Source organism: Bacillus sp. FS02 (assembly GCF_024398395.1).
Taxonomy (GTDB): domain Bacteria; phylum Bacillota; class Bacilli; order Bacillales; family Bacillaceae; genus Bacillus; species Bacillus altitudinis.
The window spans coordinates 1,759,229-1,775,694 of sequence record NZ_CP074101.1 but is presented as its reverse complement, the minus strand read 5'-3'; the positions used below and the strand labels follow the sequence as shown (position 1 = coordinate 1,775,694).

General features: G+C 42.3%; 22 protein-coding genes. All 22 read left to right on the top strand.

The annotated features are described in order from the left end of the window. Positions 1-27 precede the first annotated feature (27 nt). Positions 28-3,627: a DNA-directed RNA polymerase subunit beta' gene (rpoC, locus tag KFQ09_RS08995; protein WP_007496298.1), complete on the top strand. Its 3,600-nt coding sequence runs from the start codon at positions 28-30 to the stop codon at positions 3,625-3,627. A gap of 146 nt (positions 3,628-3,773) precedes the next feature. Further along, positions 3,774-4,022 carry a 50S ribosomal protein L7ae-like protein gene (locus tag KFQ09_RS08990; RefSeq protein ID WP_008345416.1) on the top strand — a complete coding sequence of 83 codons (249 nt, stop codon included), beginning with the start codon at positions 3,774-3,776 and terminating at the stop codon, positions 4,020-4,022. A 113-nt stretch (positions 4,023-4,135) separates the two neighbouring features. Next, entirely contained in the window at positions 4,136-4,555 is a 420-nt protein-coding gene (rpsL, locus tag KFQ09_RS08985; protein ID WP_003216962.1) for a 30S ribosomal protein S12, read from the top strand. A gap of 121 nt (positions 4,556-4,676) precedes the next feature. Next, a complete protein-coding gene (gene rpsG, locus KFQ09_RS08980; protein WP_003216884.1) occupies positions 4,677-5,147 on the top strand; it encodes a 30S ribosomal protein S7 in 471 nt (156 codons plus the stop codon). Between the two features lie 54 nt (positions 5,148-5,201). Next, a complete protein-coding gene (gene fusA / locus KFQ09_RS08975; protein ID WP_007496301.1) occupies positions 5,202-7,280 on the top strand; it encodes an elongation factor G in 2,079 nt (692 codons plus the stop codon). A 117-nt stretch (positions 7,281-7,397) separates the two neighbouring features. Then, positions 7,398-8,588, top strand: coding sequence for an elongation factor Tu (gene tuf / locus KFQ09_RS08970; RefSeq protein ID WP_007496302.1), 1,191 nt, complete (start codon positions 7,398-7,400; stop codon positions 8,586-8,588). A 108-nt stretch (positions 8,589-8,696) separates the two neighbouring features. Continuing rightward, positions 8,697-9,656 (top strand): alpha/beta fold hydrolase, encoded by a 960-nt coding sequence (locus tag KFQ09_RS08965; protein WP_008345410.1) that lies wholly within the window; start codon positions 8,697-8,699, stop codon positions 9,654-9,656. 218 nt (positions 9,657-9,874) lie between these two features. Then, the gene (gene rpsJ / locus KFQ09_RS08960) at positions 9,875-10,183 is read left to right on the top strand and encodes a 30S ribosomal protein S10 (protein WP_003156464.1); all 309 of its coding nucleotides are present in this window, start codon (positions 9,875-9,877) and stop codon (positions 10,181-10,183) included. A 37-nt stretch (positions 10,184-10,220) separates the two neighbouring features. Continuing rightward, on the top strand, positions 10,221-10,850 hold the full coding sequence (rplC, locus tag KFQ09_RS08955) for a 50S ribosomal protein L3 (protein WP_007496311.1): 630 nt from the start codon (positions 10,221-10,223) through the stop codon (positions 10,848-10,850). 27 nt (positions 10,851-10,877) lie between these two features. Further along, complete coding sequence (gene rplD, locus KFQ09_RS08950) at positions 10,878-11,501, top strand: 50S ribosomal protein L4 (RefSeq protein WP_007496312.1); 624 nt, start codon at positions 10,878-10,880, stop codon at positions 11,499-11,501. After that, positions 11,501-11,788, top strand: a complete 288-nt coding sequence (gene rplW, locus KFQ09_RS08945) for a 50S ribosomal protein L23 (protein WP_003217016.1) — start codon at positions 11,501-11,503, stop codon at positions 11,786-11,788. The genes rplD and rplW overlap by 1 nt, the downstream gene beginning before the upstream one ends. Positions 11,789-11,816: 28 nt before the next feature. Continuing rightward, positions 11,817-12,650 carry a 50S ribosomal protein L2 gene (gene rplB, locus KFQ09_RS08940; protein ID WP_007496314.1) on the top strand — a complete coding sequence of 278 codons (834 nt, stop codon included), beginning with the start codon at positions 11,817-11,819 and terminating at the stop codon, positions 12,648-12,650. Positions 12,651-12,707: 57 nt separating this feature from the next. Continuing rightward, positions 12,708-12,986, top strand: a complete 279-nt coding sequence (gene rpsS / locus KFQ09_RS08935; RefSeq protein WP_003216920.1) for a 30S ribosomal protein S19 — start codon at positions 12,708-12,710, stop codon at positions 12,984-12,986. Positions 12,987-13,003: 17 nt separating this feature from the next. Next, positions 13,004-13,345: a 50S ribosomal protein L22 gene (gene rplV / locus KFQ09_RS08930; protein WP_007496316.1), complete on the top strand. Its 342-nt coding sequence runs from the start codon at positions 13,004-13,006 to the stop codon at positions 13,343-13,345. Between the two features lie 3 nt (positions 13,346-13,348). Further along, positions 13,349-14,005, top strand: a complete 657-nt coding sequence (gene rpsC, locus KFQ09_RS08925; protein WP_003217241.1) for a 30S ribosomal protein S3 — start codon at positions 13,349-13,351, stop codon at positions 14,003-14,005. Between the two features lies 1 nt (position 14,006). Then, entirely contained in the window at positions 14,007-14,441 is a 435-nt protein-coding gene (gene rplP, locus KFQ09_RS08920) for a 50S ribosomal protein L16 (RefSeq protein ID WP_003225801.1), read from the top strand. Further along, positions 14,431-14,631: a 50S ribosomal protein L29 gene (gene rpmC, locus KFQ09_RS08915; RefSeq protein WP_003217155.1), complete on the top strand. Its 201-nt coding sequence runs from the start codon at positions 14,431-14,433 to the stop codon at positions 14,629-14,631. The genes rplP and rpmC overlap by 11 nt, the downstream gene beginning before the upstream one ends. Before the next feature lie 25 nt (positions 14,632-14,656). Next, positions 14,657-14,920: a 30S ribosomal protein S17 gene (rpsQ, locus tag KFQ09_RS08910; RefSeq protein WP_003216906.1), complete on the top strand. Its 264-nt coding sequence runs from the start codon at positions 14,657-14,659 to the stop codon at positions 14,918-14,920. A gap of 39 nt (positions 14,921-14,959) precedes the next feature. Continuing rightward, positions 14,960-15,328 (top strand): 50S ribosomal protein L14, encoded by a 369-nt coding sequence (rplN, locus tag KFQ09_RS08905; RefSeq protein ID WP_003216882.1) that lies wholly within the window; start codon positions 14,960-14,962, stop codon positions 15,326-15,328. A gap of 35 nt (positions 15,329-15,363) precedes the next feature. Beyond that, the gene (gene rplX / locus KFQ09_RS08900; protein WP_007496325.1) at positions 15,364-15,675 is read left to right on the top strand and encodes a 50S ribosomal protein L24; all 312 of its coding nucleotides are present in this window, start codon (positions 15,364-15,366) and stop codon (positions 15,673-15,675) included. 25 nt (positions 15,676-15,700) lie between these two features. Continuing rightward, on the top strand, positions 15,701-16,240 hold the full coding sequence (gene rplE / locus KFQ09_RS08895; RefSeq protein ID WP_003217159.1) for a 50S ribosomal protein L5: 540 nt from the start codon (positions 15,701-15,703) through the stop codon (positions 16,238-16,240). Positions 16,241-16,262: 22 nt separating this feature from the next. Beyond that, complete coding sequence (gene rpsN / locus KFQ09_RS08890) at positions 16,263-16,448, top strand: 30S ribosomal protein S14 (RefSeq protein WP_008356542.1); 186 nt, start codon at positions 16,263-16,265, stop codon at positions 16,446-16,448. The last annotated feature ends 18 nt before the right edge of the window (positions 16,449-16,466 follow it).

Genomic DNA, 16,466 nt, shown 5'->3' with positions numbered 1-16,466 from the left:
CCGAAGATTAAAAGGGAGGTAGGCCCCTTGCTAGATGTGAACAATTTTGAGTATATGAACATCGGTCTCGCATCACCTGATAAAATCCGTTCTTGGTCTTTTGGTGAAGTGAAAAAGCCTGAAACGATTAACTATCGTACACTGAAACCGGAAAAAGATGGTCTCTTTTGTGAACGTATCTTCGGACCGCAAAAAGACTGGGAATGTCATTGTGGAAAGTATAAACGCGTTCGTTATAAGGGTGTTGTATGTGACCGTTGTGGTGTAGAAGTAACACGGGCAAAAGTCCGTCGTGAGAGAATGGGGCATATCGAACTGGCTGCCCCAGTTTCCCACATTTGGTATTTCAAAGGTATCCCAAGCCGTATGGGTCTTGTTCTAGATATGTCACCACGTGCGTTAGAAGAAGTGATTTACTTCGCTTCTTACGTCGTGACTGATCCGGGCAACACACCGCTTGAGAAGAAACAACTTCTTTCTGAGAAAGAATTCCGTGCTTATTTAGATAAATACGGTAACACCTTCCAAGCAGCTATGGGTGCAGAAGCAATTAACAAACTTCTTCAAGATATCGATCTTGTGAAAGAAGTAGATACACTCAAAGAAGAGCTAAAAACAGCTCAAGGACAGCGTCGTACACGTGCGATCAAACGCCTTGAAGTGTTGGAAGCTTTCCGTAACTCAGGAAACAAACCGTCTTGGATGATCCTTGATGTACTTCCGGTTATTCCACCAGAATTACGTCCAATGGTTCAGCTTGATGGCGGACGTTTTGCTACTTCTGACTTGAACGACCTTTATCGTCGTGTCATCAACCGTAACAATCGTCTGAAACGTTTATTAGATCTTGGCGCGCCAAGCATCATCGTTCAGAACGAGAAGCGTATGCTTCAAGAAGCTGTCGATGCCTTGATTGATAATGGACGTAGAGGCCGACCAGTAACAGGACCAGGAAATAGACCATTGAAATCTCTTTCTCACATGCTGAAAGGGAAACAAGGGCGTTTCCGTCAAAACTTGCTTGGTAAACGTGTTGACTATTCTGGACGTTCCGTTATCGTCGTTGGACCACATTTGAAAATGTATCAGTGTGGACTTCCGAAAGAAATGGCTCTTGAACTATTCAAACCATTCGTGATGAAGGAGCTTGTTGAAAAAGGATTAGCTCACAACATTAAGAGCGCGAAACGTAAGATTGAGCGCGTGCAGCCGGAAGTTTGGGATGTTTTAGAATCAGTGATTCGTGAGCATCCAGTCTTACTAAACCGTGCACCAACTCTTCACAGACTTGGTATTCAAGCGTTTGAACCTACACTTGTGGAAGGACGCGCAATTCGTCTGCATCCACTTGTATGTACTGCCTACAACGCTGACTTTGATGGTGACCAAATGGCGGTTCACGTACCATTATCTGCTGAAGCTCAAGCTGAAGCTCGTATCTTAATGCTTGCTGCTCAAAACATTTTGAACCCGAAAGATGGAAAACCTGTTGTTACGCCATCTCAGGATATGGTGCTAGGTAACTACTACCTTACACTTGAGCGTAAAGGTGCTATCGGAGAAGGTATGGTCTTCAAAGATACGAACGAAGCCCTTCTAGCTTATCAAAATGGATATGTGCATCTTCATACACGTGTAGCTGTCGCAGCTAACTCGTTGAAGAATGTGACATTTACTGATGAACAGCGTTCTAAATTGTTGATTACAACAGTTGGAAAACTAATCTTTAACGAAATCTTACCGGAATCATTCCCTTACATGAATGAGCCGACAAAGAGCAATATTGAAGAAAAAACGCCTGACCGCTTCTTCCTTGAAAAAGGAGAAGATGTCAAAGCTGCGATCGAGAAACAAGAAATCAATGCGCCGTTCAAAAAAGGTATTTTAGGTAAAATCATTGCGGAAATCTTTAAGAGATTCCATATCACTGAGACATCTAAAATGCTTGACCGCATGAAAAATCTTGGTTTCAAATACTCTACTAAAGCGGGTATTACGGTTGGGGTGTCTGATATCGTCGTATTAGATGATAAACAGAAGATCCTCGAAGAAGCGCAAGCAAAAGTAGATAACGTCATGAAGCAATTCAGACGTGGTTTGATTACTGAAGAAGAGCGTTACGAGAGAGTCATTTCGATCTGGAGTTCTTCTAAAGATGTCATCCAAGGTAAACTGATGAAGTCCCTTGATGAAGTCAACCCAATCTACATGATGAGTGACTCTGGAGCGCGTGGTAACGCATCTAACTTCACTCAGCTGGCTGGTATGCGTGGTCTGATGGCCAACCCGGCTGGACGTATCATTGAACTTCCGATTAAATCTAGTTTCCGTGAAGGTTTAACCGTATTGGAATACTTTATTTCCACTCACGGAGCGCGTAAAGGTCTTGCCGATACAGCTCTTAAAACAGCTGACTCTGGTTACCTCACGCGTCGTCTCGTTGACGTTGCGCAGGATGTTATCATCCGTGAAACAGATTGCGGTACAGACCGTGGAATCTTGGCGAAGTCCATTAAAGAAGGAAATGAAATTATTGAGAAACTTGAAGAACGTCTGATCGGACGTTTTGCAAGAAAACCAATTGTTCATCCTGAAACGGGCGAAGTCATTGTTGGCGAAAACGAACTAATTGATGAAGATAAAGCACTTGAAGTAGTTGAAGCAGGAATCGAGGAAGTATGGATCCGTTCTGCATTTACATGTAACACGCCTCATGGTGTATGTAAACGATGCTACGGCCGTAACCTTGCAACTGGTACTGACGTTGAAGTCGGTGAAGCAGTTGGAATCATCGCTGCACAATCGATCGGTGAGCCAGGAACACAGCTTACAATGCGTACGTTCCACACCGGTGGGGTAGCAGGAGACGATATCACTCAAGGTTTACCTCGTATCCAAGAGTTATTTGAAGCGCGTAATCCGAAAGGGCAGGCAACCATTTCTGAAATTGATGGTGTCGTTGCTGAAATTAACGATGTTCGTGACAAGCAACAGGAAATTGTGGTTCAAGGCGAAGTTGAAACTCGCTCTTACACAGCTCCTTACAATGCACGTCTGAAAGTTGTTGAAGGTGACAAAGTCACTCGTGGTCAAGTACTGACAGAAGGTTCAATCGATCCGAAAGAACTTCTTAAAGTGACTGATATGACAGCTGTTCAAGAATATCTGCTTCATGAAGTACAAAAAGTATACCGTATGCAAGGGGTGGAAATCGGAGATAAGCACGTAGAAGTAATGGTTCGCCAAATGCTTCGTAAAGTGCGTGTCGCTGATGCAGGGGATACAGATGTATTACCAGGCACACTTCTTGATGTACACCAATTCACAGAAGCGAACAAAAAAGTACTATTCGAAGGCAAACGCCCTGCAACAGGCCGTCCAGTTCTTCTTGGTATTACAAAAGCATCGCTTGAAACAGACTCATTCTTGTCTGCAGCATCCTTCCAAGAAACGACTCGTGTCCTAACAGATGCGGCGATCAAAGGAAAACGTGATGAACTGCTTGGCTTGAAAGAGAATGTCATCATCGGTAAACTTGTTCCTGCTGGAACTGGAATGCCAAACTACCGTAAAGTTAAGCCGGTTTCACAAGTGCAGCCGTCTGACGATATGGTTCCTGTAGAGTAATCTTTCTCTTAAGATTTCTATAAAAATCATCAAAAAATGGTGAAGGATGTCAAGATTATCTGTCAAACGATATTGACATCCTTCTGCCATGATGATAATATAACCAAGGTGCTCAAAATAAAACCTGTTACTTTGGAGGATATTCGATGTCTTATGATAAAGTATCACAGGCTCAATCCATTATTATTGGTACGAAGCAAACAGTAAAAGCTCTGAAACGAGATTCAGTGAAGGAAATCGTCGTAGCGAAAGATGCTGATCCTGCTTTAACCGCTAGTGTAATGAAACTAGCGCAAGAGAAGGGTGTAGACATTTTAGTGGTAGATTCCATGAAAAAGCTCGGCAAGGCCTGCGGAATTGAAGTTGGGGCAGCAGCTGTTGCCATTATGTTATAGCGTACTTGTTTTGTTTTTGCATGCTTAAAATGCAAAAGCATTGTTTTTTGCCTTTTGATGAACCACCTGGGTATGTGGGTTATAAAAAAAGTAATGAAGGGAGGAATAACAACATGCCTACAATTAATCAGCTAATACGCAAAGGACGCGTGAGTAAAGTTGAAAACTCAAAGTCTCCTGCACTTAACAAAGGATACAACAGTTTCAAAAAAGAGCACACTAACGTAACATCTCCACAGAAGCGCGGGGTTTGTACTCGTGTCGGTACAATGACACCGAAAAAACCAAACTCAGCACTACGTAAATATGCTCGTGTACGTTTGTCTAACCTGATTGAGGTAACAGCTTACATTCCTGGTATCGGACATAACCTACAAGAGCACAGTGTAGTACTTATCCGTGGCGGACGTGTAAAAGACTTACCGGGTGTACGTTACCACATCGTTCGTGGTGCGCTTGATACTGCCGGAGTTGACGGTCGTATGCAAGGACGTTCTAAATACGGAACAAAACGCCCTAAACAAAGCAAATAATATAAACAAACATAAGGGTTTTTAGAAGTTGAGTTCAGTTCAGTGGAGTCAGGCAGCTGACAATGAAATTGAGATGAAAGACAGATAGAAATCCTTTTAAAAGAGAAGGGAGGCTATTCAGATGCCACGTAAAGGTCCTGTAGCAAAAAGAGACGTTTTGCCAGATCCAATTTACAATTCTAAACTTGTATCTCGTTTGATCAACAAAATGATGATCGACGGTAAAAGAGGAAAGTCACAAACTATTCTCTACAAGTCATTTGATATCATCAAAGAACGTACTGGTAATGAAGCGATGGAGGTTTTCGAACAAGCCTTGAAAAACATCATGCCAGTTCTTGAAGTTAAAGCACGTCGTGTAGGTGGAGCTAACTACCAAGTTCCTGTAGAAGTTCGCCCAGATCGTCGTACGACTTTAGGTCTTCGCTGGTTAGTAAACTACGCTCGTCTTCGTGGAGAAAAAACGATGGAAGAGCGTCTTGCTAACGAAATCCTTGACGCAGCTAACAACACTGGTGCTGCTGTTAAGAAACGTGAAGATACACACAAAATGGCAGAAGCGAACAAAGCATTCGCTCACTACCGCTGGTAGGATTTATACCAAACTAAAAAAACTATTCCCTAATAAGGAAGGAGAAATTACCCAATGGCAAGAGAGTTCTCCTTAGACAAAACTCGTAATATTGGTATCATGGCTCACATCGATGCCGGTAAAACGACAACGACTGAGCGTATCTTGTACTACACTGGTCGTATCCATAAAATTGGTGAAACTCACGAAGGAGCTTCACAAATGGACTGGATGGAGCAGGAGCAAGAACGTGGTATTACAATCACTTCTGCTGCTACTACAGCACAATGGAAAGGTTACCGTGTAAACATCATTGATACACCAGGACACGTAGACTTCACTGTTGAAGTTGAACGTTCTTTGCGTGTACTTGATGGTGCGGTTGCTGTTCTTGATGCACAATCAGGTGTAGAGCCTCAAACTGAAACAGTTTGGCGCCAAGCAACAACTTACGGAGTACCTCGTATCGTATTCGTTAACAAAATGGATAAAACCGGTGCGGACTTCCTTTACTCTGTAAGCACATTAAGAGATCGTCTTCAAGCGAACGCTCATGCAATTCAATTGCCGATCGGCGCTGAAGATCAATTCGAAGGAATCATCGACCTTGTAGAAAACGTAGCATACTTCTACGAAGATGACCTTGGAACTCGCTCTGATGCACAAGAAATCCCTGCTGAGTATAAAGACAAAGCTGAAGAGCTTCGCAGCAGCTTGATTGAAGCTGTCGCTGAGCTTGATGAAGAGCTTATGGAAAAATACCTTGAGGGTGAAGAAATCACAATTCCTGAATTGAAAGCTGCAATCCGTAAAGGAACTTTGAATGTTGAATTCTACCCAGTTCTTGTTGGATCTGCTTTCAAAAACAAAGGTGTTCAGCTTGTACTTGACGCTGTGCTTGACTACCTTCCTGCACCAACTGATGTTGCTGCAATCAAAGGTACATTGCCAGATACAAATGAAGAGGTTGTACGTGAGTCTACTGATGACGCACCATTCGCAGCTCTTGCATTTAAAGTTATGACTGACCCTTATGTTGGGAAACTAACTTTCTTCCGCGTATACTCTGGAACACTTGATTCTGGTTCTTACGTGAAGAACTCTTCTAAGAACAAGCGTGAGCGTGTTGGACGTATCCTTCAAATGCACGCAAACAGTCGTGAAGAAATCTCTACTGTATATGCAGGGGATATCGCAGCAGCTGTTGGTCTTAAAGATACATCTACTGGTGATACTCTTTGTGACGAGAAAAATCTTGTTATCCTTGAGTCTATGGAATTCCCAGAGCCAGTTATCGATGTAGCAATCGAGCCTAAATCTAAGGCTGACCAAGATAAAATGGGTATTGCTTTAGCTAAACTAGCTGAAGAGGATCCAACATTCCGTACACAAACAAACACTGAAACTGGTCAAACGATCATCTCTGGTATGGGTGAGCTTCACCTTGATATCATTGTTGACCGTATGAAGCGTGAGTTCAAGGTTGAAGCTAACGTAGGAGCTCCTCAAGTTGCGTACCGTGAAACATTCCGTTCTAGTGCAAAAGTTGAAGGTAAATTCGTACGTCAGTCTGGTGGACGCGGTCAGTTCGGACACGTTTGGATCGAATTCGAACCAAACGAAGAAGGCGCAGGCTTCGAATTCACAAATGCAATCGTCGGTGGGGTTGTTCCACGTGAATACATTCCAGCAATTCAAGCAGGTCTTGAAGATTCACTAGAAAATGGTGTATTAGCTGGATTCCCATTAATCGACATCAAAGCAAAATTATTCGATGGATCTTACCACGATGTTGACTCTAACGAAATGGCGTTTAAAATTGCTGCATCTATGGCATTGAAAAATGCTGTCAGCAAATGTAACCCAGTTCTACTTGAGCCAATGATGAAAGTAGAAGTCGTTATCCCAGAAGAATACATGGGAGACATCATGGGTGATATCACATCTCGTCGTGGACGTGTAGAAGGTATGGAAGCTCGCGGTAACGCTCAAGTTGTTCGCGCTATGGTTCCACTTTCTGAAATGTTCGGATATGCAACTGCACTCCGTTCTAACACACAAGGACGCGGTACTTTCACTATGCACATGGATCACTACGAAGAAGTGCCTAAGAGCATCAGTGAAGAAATCATCAAAAAAAATAAAGGTGAATAATTGATTTTGCCTTTAAACTAAAGTATAACTACTATTGAAGATCAGAAAGTGAGAGGTAACTCTTCACTTTCTATCACTCATACCAAATACAATGAACCTTTAAGGAGGATTTTTAGAATGGCTAAAGAAAAATTCGACCGTTCCAAATCGCATGCTAACATTGGTACAATTGGACACGTTGACCATGGTAAAACAACTCTAACTGCTGCTATCTCAACAGTTCTTCATAAGAAATCTGGTAAAGGTACAGCTATGGCTTATGACCAAATCGATGGTGCTCCAGAAGAGCGCGAGCGTGGAATCACAATCTCAACTGCACACGTTGAGTATGAAACTGAAACTCGTCACTATGCACACGTAGACTGCCCAGGACACGCTGACTATGTTAAAAACATGATCACTGGTGCTGCTCAAATGGACGGCGCGATCTTAGTAGTATCTGCTGCTGATGGTCCAATGCCACAAACACGTGAGCACATCCTACTTTCTCGTAACGTAGGTGTTCCTTACATCGTAGTATTCCTTAACAAATGTGACATGGTTGACGATGAAGAGTTACTTGAACTTGTTGAAATGGAAGTTCGTGACCTTCTTTCTGACTATGACTTCCCTGGTGACGATGTACCAGTTATCAAAGGTTCTGCTCTTAAAGCTCTTGAAGGTGATGCTGATTACGAAGCAAAAATCTTCGAACTTATGGATGCGGTTGATGAGTACATCCCAACTCCAGAGCGTGACACTGAGAAGCCATTCATGATGCCAGTTGAGGACGTATTCTCAATCACTGGTCGTGGAACAGTTGCTACTGGTCGTGTTGAGCGTGGACAAGTTAAAGTCGGTGACGAAGTTGAAATCATCGGTCTTCAAGAAGAAAACGGTAAAACAACTGTTACAGGTGTTGAAATGTTCCGTAAACTTCTTGACTATGCTGAAGCTGGTGACAACATCGGTGCACTACTTCGTGGTGTATCTCGTGAAGATATCCAACGTGGTCAAGTACTTGCTAAACCAGGTACAATCACTCCACATAGCCGTTTCAAAGCTGAAGTTTATGTACTTTCTAAAGAAGAGGGTGGACGTCATACTCCATTCTTCACTAACTACCGTCCACAGTTCTACTTCCGTACAACTGACGTAACTGGTATCGTACATCTTCCAGAAGGTACTGAAATGGTAATGCCTGGCGATAACACTGAGATGGAAGTTGAACTTATCTCTACTATCGCTATCGAAGAAGGAACTCGTTTCTCTATCCGTGAGGGTGGACGTACTGTAGGTTCTGGCGTCGTTTCTACTATCATTAAGTAATAACAGTTAAAAGAGACTCCTTGCAAAAGGGTCTCTTTTTTTGCTTTTCCAGTGCATAACGGCTACTATAAGCTATAGAATCTAAATGGAACCGAGAGGATCACTGGAATGACGAAGACAATGTTGAAAAAGTGGCCGATTGGCGGGCTTGATCAATGGATTATGATAAAAGAAGATCAAGCAGAAAAAACAAAACCCGTTTTATTATTTTTACACGGTGGCCCAGGGTCAGCTCAAATGAGTTATATCGATTCCTTTCATAAGGAACTTGATCAAGACTTCACTGTTGTTCATTGGGACCAGCGCGGTGCAGGATTGTCTTATCAAAAAAACATTCCTGAGTCTTCTATGACCATTGGGCAATTCGTAGAGGATACGATTGAGCTTACAGAAAAACTGCTTTCTTATAATGATCAAACGAAAATATACATTGCAGGTTATTCATGGGGATCATTAATAGCGATACAAGCTGTACATAAACGACCAGATTTGTATCATGCCTATTATGGAATTAGTCAGGTGGTTGATGTATTAAAAGAGGATATTGTATCGTACGAACTTCTTCTAAAAAAATATCAAGGAAAGCATTTCATTACTAGATGTCTAAAATTGCTGACACCACCCCCTTGGAAACGCACCTTTGCTCATGCTTTGTTCTCTGTATACAAAGAGTTCGCAAAAGTAGGGCTCACGCATAGGTGGAAGCCACTTTTTCAAATGCTGTATGCATTTCTCGTTAGTAAGCATTATCAGCTAAAAGATAAGTGGAAATTCCTTATGGGACAGAAGTATAGCCAGGAATTGCTGTGGGACGAGCTGATGAACGAAAGCATTCAATACCGAGTTTCTTCTATATTAATACCCTGCTACTTTATCATCGGGGAACATGACATGATTACACCAGCTGCTGTATCAAAACCATATGTTGATCAACTTACAGCACCAATAAAAGAGTGGTTTACTTTTAAAGAATCTGCGCATTCTCCGCATATTGAAGAGCCAGAAGAATTTATTCGTATCGTCAGGAAGACAGCTACACATCATCTTCAGGGAAAGCTTGATTTATAGGCTGAACCCCTGTATAATATGAAAAGTGTGCAAATCATAAATTTATCCGATTTATTATTGCAACACGCAGGCCAATTTGGTACAATAGTGCATGTTGGTCTTTGACTGCGATGAAGTGAGAGGTTGCTGACACACCCGGCCGCTTTGCCATGGCAAGGTGATCAGGTTTTTCTCACGGAGAACTGTCTAACGTAAGTAGGCGAAAAGGAGGGAAAATAATGGCAAAACAAAAAATTCGTATTCGTTTAAAAGCATATGATCATAGAATTCTTGATCAATCTGCTGAGAAGATTGTTGAAACGGCTAAGCGTTCTGGTGCTAGTGTATCTGGTCCAATCCCGCTTCCAACTGAAAAATCAGTTTACACAATCCTTCGTGCGGTGCATAAGTACAAAGATTCTCGTGAGCAATTCGAGATGCGTACTCACAAACGTCTAATCGACATCGTGAATCCAACTCCGCAAACAGTTGATGCACTTATGCGTTTAGATTTACCATCCGGTGTAGATATCGAAATCAAACTTTAATTCAAATAGAAAACACATATTATAGGAGGTGTGACGAATGACCAAAGGAATCTTAGGTAGAAAAATTGGTATGACGCAAGTATTCGCAGAAAACGGTGATCTTATCCCTGTAACTGTTGTTGAGGCTGCTGCTAACGTTGTTCTTCAGAAGAAGACTACTGACACGGATGGCTATGAAGCAATCCAAATCGGTTTTGACGACAAACGTGAGAAGCTTTCTAACAAACCAGAGAAAGGCCACGTTGCTAAAGCGGAAACTGCTCCTAAGCGCTTCGTAAAAGAATTACGCGGTGTGGAGTTAGATGCGTATGAAGTTGGTCAGGAAGTCAAAGTTGATATTTTCGCAAATGGAGATATCGTAGATGTAACAGGAACATCAAAAGGTAAAGGATTCCAAGGGGCTATCAAACGCCACGGACAATCACGCGGACCAATGACTCACGGTTCACGTTACCACCGTCGTCCTGGTTCAATGGGACCTGTTGATCCAAACCGAGTATTCAAAGGTAAACTTCTTCCAGGACGTATGGGCGGAGAGCAAATCACTGTCCAAAATCTTGAGATCGTTAAAGTTGATGCAGAACGCAATCTTCTTTTGATCAAAGGTAACGTACCAGGAGCTAAAAAATCTCTAGTAACTGTAAAGAGTGCAGTTAAAACTAAATAACTCTCTTAGGAAAGGAGGAAACAAGTCATGCCAAAAGTAGCATTATTTAACCAAAACGGTTCTACTAACGGTGAAATTGAATTAAACGCTTCTGTGTTTGGAATTGAGCCAAACGAAAGCGTAGTATTCGATGCTATTCTTATGCAAAGAGCTTCCTTACGTCAAGGAACTCACAAAGTAAAAACTCGTTCTGAAGTACGTGGCGGAGGTCGTAAACCTTGGAGACAGAAGGGTACAGGTCGTGCTCGTCAAGGTTCTATCCGTTCACCACAATGGCGCGGAGGCGGTATCGTATTCGGTCCAACACCACGCAGCTATTCTTATAAATTACCTAAAAAAGTTCGCCGCTTGGCTATCAAGTCAGTATTGTCTTCTAAAGTAATCGACAACAACATCATCGTTCTTGAAGATCTTACTCTTGATGCAGTGAAAACGAAAGAATTCGCAGGCATCCTTAAAGGGTTATCTGTTGAGAAGAAAGCGTTGATCGTCACTGCGGATGCAAACGAAACAGTTGCTTTATCTGCTCGTAACATCCCTGGAGTAACAGTTGTTGAAGCTAACGGTATCAACGTTCTTGACGTTGTCAACCACGACAAACTTCTGATCACTAAAGCAGCGGTTGAAAAAGTAGAGGAGGGACTTGCATAATGAAAGATCCTCGTGATGTTCTAAAGCGCCCTATCATTACTGAACGTTCTGCTGATCTAATGACAGAGAAGAAGTACACGTTCGAAGTTGATGTCAGAGCTAACAAGACAGAAGTGAAAGACGCTGTTGAAGAGATCTTTGGAGTGAAAGTTGAGAAAGTCAACGTTCAAAACTACAAAGGTAAATCAAAACGCGTTGGACGCTACACTGGTATGACTAGCCGTCGCAGAAAAGCGATCGTGAAATTAACTGCTGACAGCAAAGAAATCGAAATTTTTGAAGCGTAAATCTTAAAAAGAAGGAGGGAAATTCAAAATGGCGATTAAAAAGTATAAACCAACCAGTAATGGTCGTCGTGGCATGACTACTTCAGATTTTGCTGAAATCACGACTGACAAACCAGAAAAATCGTTGCTTGCACCGCTTCACAGAAAAGGCGGACGTAACAACCAAGGTAGATTGACTGTTCGTCATCAAGGTGGCGGTCACAAACGTCAATACCGTATCATCGACTTTAAGCGTGATAAAGACGGTATACCTGGACGCGTTGCTACAATCGAGTATGATCCAAACCGTTCAGCGAACATCGCTCTTGTAAACTATGCAGATGGTGAGAAGCGTTACATTCTTGCTCCGAAAGGAATCCAAGTTGGTACTGAAGTTACTTCTGGACCAGAAGCTGACATCAAACCAGGTAATGCTCTTCCACTTATCAACATCCCAGTTGGTACAGTTGTGCATAACATTGAATTAAAACCAGGTAAAGGTGGACAATTAGTTCGTTCTGCTGGTACTTCTGCTCAAGTTCTAGGTAAAGAAGGTAAATACGTTCTTGTACGTTTGAACTCTGGTGAAGTACGCATGATCCTTTCTGCTTGCCGTGCGACTATCGGTCAAGTTGGAAACGAACAACACGAACTAATCAACATCGGTAAAGCTGGACGTTCTCGCTGGAAAGGCGTACGCCCAACAGTTCGTGGTTCTGTAATGAACCCTAACGATCACCCACACGGCGGTGGTGAAGGACGCGCTCCAATCGGACGTAAATCACCAATGTCTCCATGGGGTAAACCGACTCTTGGATTCAAGACTCGTAAGAAAACCAACAAGTCTGATAAATTCATTGTACGTCGTCGTAAAAACAAGTAACGGGGTTGTCTACGGTTCATTTAGGACCGTAGTTCAATCACGAAGGGAGGTTCCACAATGGCTCGCAGCTTAAAAAAAGGACCATTTGTTGATGATCATTTGATGGCTAAAGTCGAGAAATTGAATGAAACTGACAAAAAGCAAGTCGTAAAAACTTGGTCTCGTCGTTCTACAATTTTCCCACAATTCATCGGTCACACAATCGCTGTCTATGACGGACGCAAACATGTACCTGTTTTCATTTCTGAAGATATGGTAGGTCACAAATTGGGCGAATTCGCACCAAGCCGTACTTACAAAGGTCATGCTAGTGACGATAAAAAAACAAGACGCTAATGAGAGGAGGCTTTTAAATGCAAGCTAAAGCTGTCGCAAGAACAGTCCGTATTGCTCCTCGTAAAGCACGTCTAGTAATGGACCTGATCCGAGGTAAGCAAGTAGGAGAAGCAGTTTCTATCTTAAACCTTACACCTAAGGCTGCTTCACCAATTATTGAAAAAGTATTAAAATCTGCTATCGCAAATGCTGAGCACAACTACGAGTTGGACGCTAACAGCCTAGTGATTACTCAAGCATTCGTTGACGAAGGTCCAACACTTAAGAGATTCCGTCCACGTGCTATGGGTCGTGCGAGCGCAATTAACAAACGTACTAGCCACATTACAATCGTTGTATCAGAAAAGAAGGAGGGATAATCCGTGGGTCAAAAGGTAAATCCAGTAGGTCTTCGTATTGGCGTCATTCGTGATTGGGAATCTAAATGGTTCGCAGGAAAAGATTACGCTGACTTCTTACATGAAGACTTGAAAATCCGTGAATTCATCAGCAAGCGTTTGTCTGACGCGTCTGTTTCTAAAGTAGAAATCGAACGTGCTGCAAACCGCGTAAATATCACAATCCACACGGCTAAACCAGGTATGGTAATTGGTAAAGGCGGATCTGAAGTTGAAGCACTTCGTAAAGCTCTTAACAGCCTAACTGGCAAACGTGTACACATCAACATTCTTGAAATCAAGAGAGCAGATCTTGATGCTCAGCTAGTTGCTGAAAACATCGCTCGTCAACTTGAAAATCGTATTTCATTCCGTCGTGCACAAAAACAAACAATCCAACGCACAATGCGTGCTGGAGCACAAGGAATCAAAACAATGGTTTCTGGTCGTCTTGGCGGTGCAGATATTGCTCGTTCTGAATATTACAGTGAAGGTACTGTTCCATTGCACACACTTCGTGCTGACATCGACTATGCTACTGCTGAAGCTGATACTACTTATGGTAAGCTTGGCGTAAAAGTATGGATCTATCGTGGAGAAGTCCTTCCAACTAAGAAGAATACTGCGGAAGGAGGAAAATAATATGTTATTGCCAAAACGCGTGAAGTATCGCAGAGAACATCGTGGAAAAATGCGTGGTCGTGCAAAAGGCGGCACTGAAGTACATTTCGGTGAGTTCGGTATCCAAGCTCTTGAAGCTTCTTGGATCACTAACCGTCAAATCGAAGCTGCTCGTATTGCTATGACTCGTTACATGAAACGTGGCGGTAAAGTTTGGATCAAAATTTTCCCTTCTAAGCCATACACAGCTAAACCTCTAGAGGTCCGCATGGGTTCCGGTAAAGGTGCTCCAGAAGGCTGGGTAGCTGTAGTAAAACCGGGCAAAGTTTTATTTGAAATTTCTGGTGTGTCTGAAGAAGTTGCTCGTGAAGCTCTTCGTCTTGCATCTCACAAATTGCCAATTAAAACGAAGTTCGTAAAACGTGAAGAAATTGGTGGTGAATCAAATGAAAGCTAATGAAATTCGTGACCTTACCACTGCTGAAATTGAACAAAAAGTAAAGTCTCTTAAAGAAGAACTTTTCAATCTTCGTTTCCAATTAGCGACTGGGCAGCTTGAAAACACTGCTCGCATTCGTGAAGTGCGTAAATCAATCGCACGCATGAAAACTGTGATTCGTCAAAGAGAAATCGCTGCTAATAAATAATAATTAGAGGGGAGGCCCCGCAAACATGAGCGAACGTAACCAACGTAAAGTGTATCAAGGTCGTGTTGTTTCTGACAAAATGGATAAAACCATCACTGTTGTAGTTGAAACATACAAAAAGCATTCACTTTATGGCAAACGTGTAAGATACTCTAAAAAGTTCAAAGCACATGATGAAAACAACCAAGCAAAAATCGGAGACATCGTAAAGGTCATGGAAACTCGTCCATTATCTGCGACTAAACGCTTTCGTCTAGTTGAAGTTGTCGAAGAAGCTGTTATTATCTAATAAAGTTCGGATTTCTTTTTCCGAAGGGAGGTAACATTAATGATTCAACAGGAGACTCGTTTAAAAGTAGCTGACAACTCTGGCGCACGCGAAGTACTAACGATTAAAGTTCTTGGTGGCTCTGGACGTAAGACGGCTAACATCGGTGATGTCATTGTTTGTACGGTTAAACAAGCAACACCAGGAGGCGTTGTCAAAAAAGGTGAAGTTGTGAAAGCAGTTATCGTTCGTACTAAGAGCGGAGCTCGCAGAAACGATGGATCTTACATCAGTTTTGATGAAAATGCATGTGTCATCATCCGTGACGACAAGAGCCCACGTGGAACTCGTATCTTCGGACCAGTAGCACGTGAACTTCGTGAAAACAACTATATGAAAATTGTTTCTTTAGCACCAGAAGTACTTTAATGAATACAATCCGCGACTCAAGGAGGTGCGATTAAATGCATGTTAAAAAGGGCGATAAAGTAGTGGTTATCTCTGGTAAAGATAAAGGTAAACAAGGTGTCATCCTTGCTGCTTTCCCTAAAAAGGACCGTGTTTTAGTAGAAGGTATTAACCTTGTGAAAAAACACTCTAAACCAACCCAAGCTAACCCTCAAGGCGGAATTTCTGAACAAGAAGCGCCGATCCACGTATCAAACGTAATGCCGCTTGATCCTAAAACGGGTGAAGTGACACGTATTGGATATAAAGTTGAGGACGGAAAGAAAGTCCGTGTAGCGAAAAAATCTGGGCAAGTTCTAGATAAATAGTAAATAAGGAAGGGAGGTCTTTCTCATGAACCGCCTTAAAGAAAAGTATGTAAAAGAAATTACACCTGCATTAGTTTCTAAGTTTGAATACAAATCAGTAATGCAAGTGCCAAAAATCGAAAAAATCGTGATCAACATGGGTGTTGGTGACGCCGTTCAAAACGCTAAAGCAATCGATACTGCTGTTGAAGAATTAACGTTTATCGCTGGTCAAAAACCTGTCGTTACTCGTGCGAAGAAGTCTATTGCTGGATTCCGTCTACGTGAAGGAATGCCAATCGGTGCGAAAGTAACACTTCGCGGAGAGCGCATGTACGATTTCCTTGATAAACTTATTTCTGTATCTTTACCACGTGTACGTGACTTCCGCGGGATTTCTAAGAAATCTTTCGACGGTCGTGGAAACTACACGCTTGGTATTAAAGAACAGTTAATCTTCCCAGAAATTGATTACGATAAAGTAACAAAAGTCCGCGGTATGGATATCGTTATCGTTACGACTGCCAACACGGACGAAGAAGCACGTGAGTTATTAACTCAAGTAGGTATGCCGTTCCAGAAATAATCAATGAAAGGGAGGCGAAATCGTGGCTAAAAAGTCTATGATTGCGAAACAACAACGCAAACAAAAGTTTAAAGTTCAAGAGTATACGCGCTGCGAACGTTGTGGACGTCCACATTCAGTAATTCGCAAGTTTAAACTTTGCCGTATTTGTTTCCGCGAACTTGCATATAAAGGACAAATTCCTGGCGTTAAAAAAGCCAGCTGGTAATCCCCATAAATGGGAAGG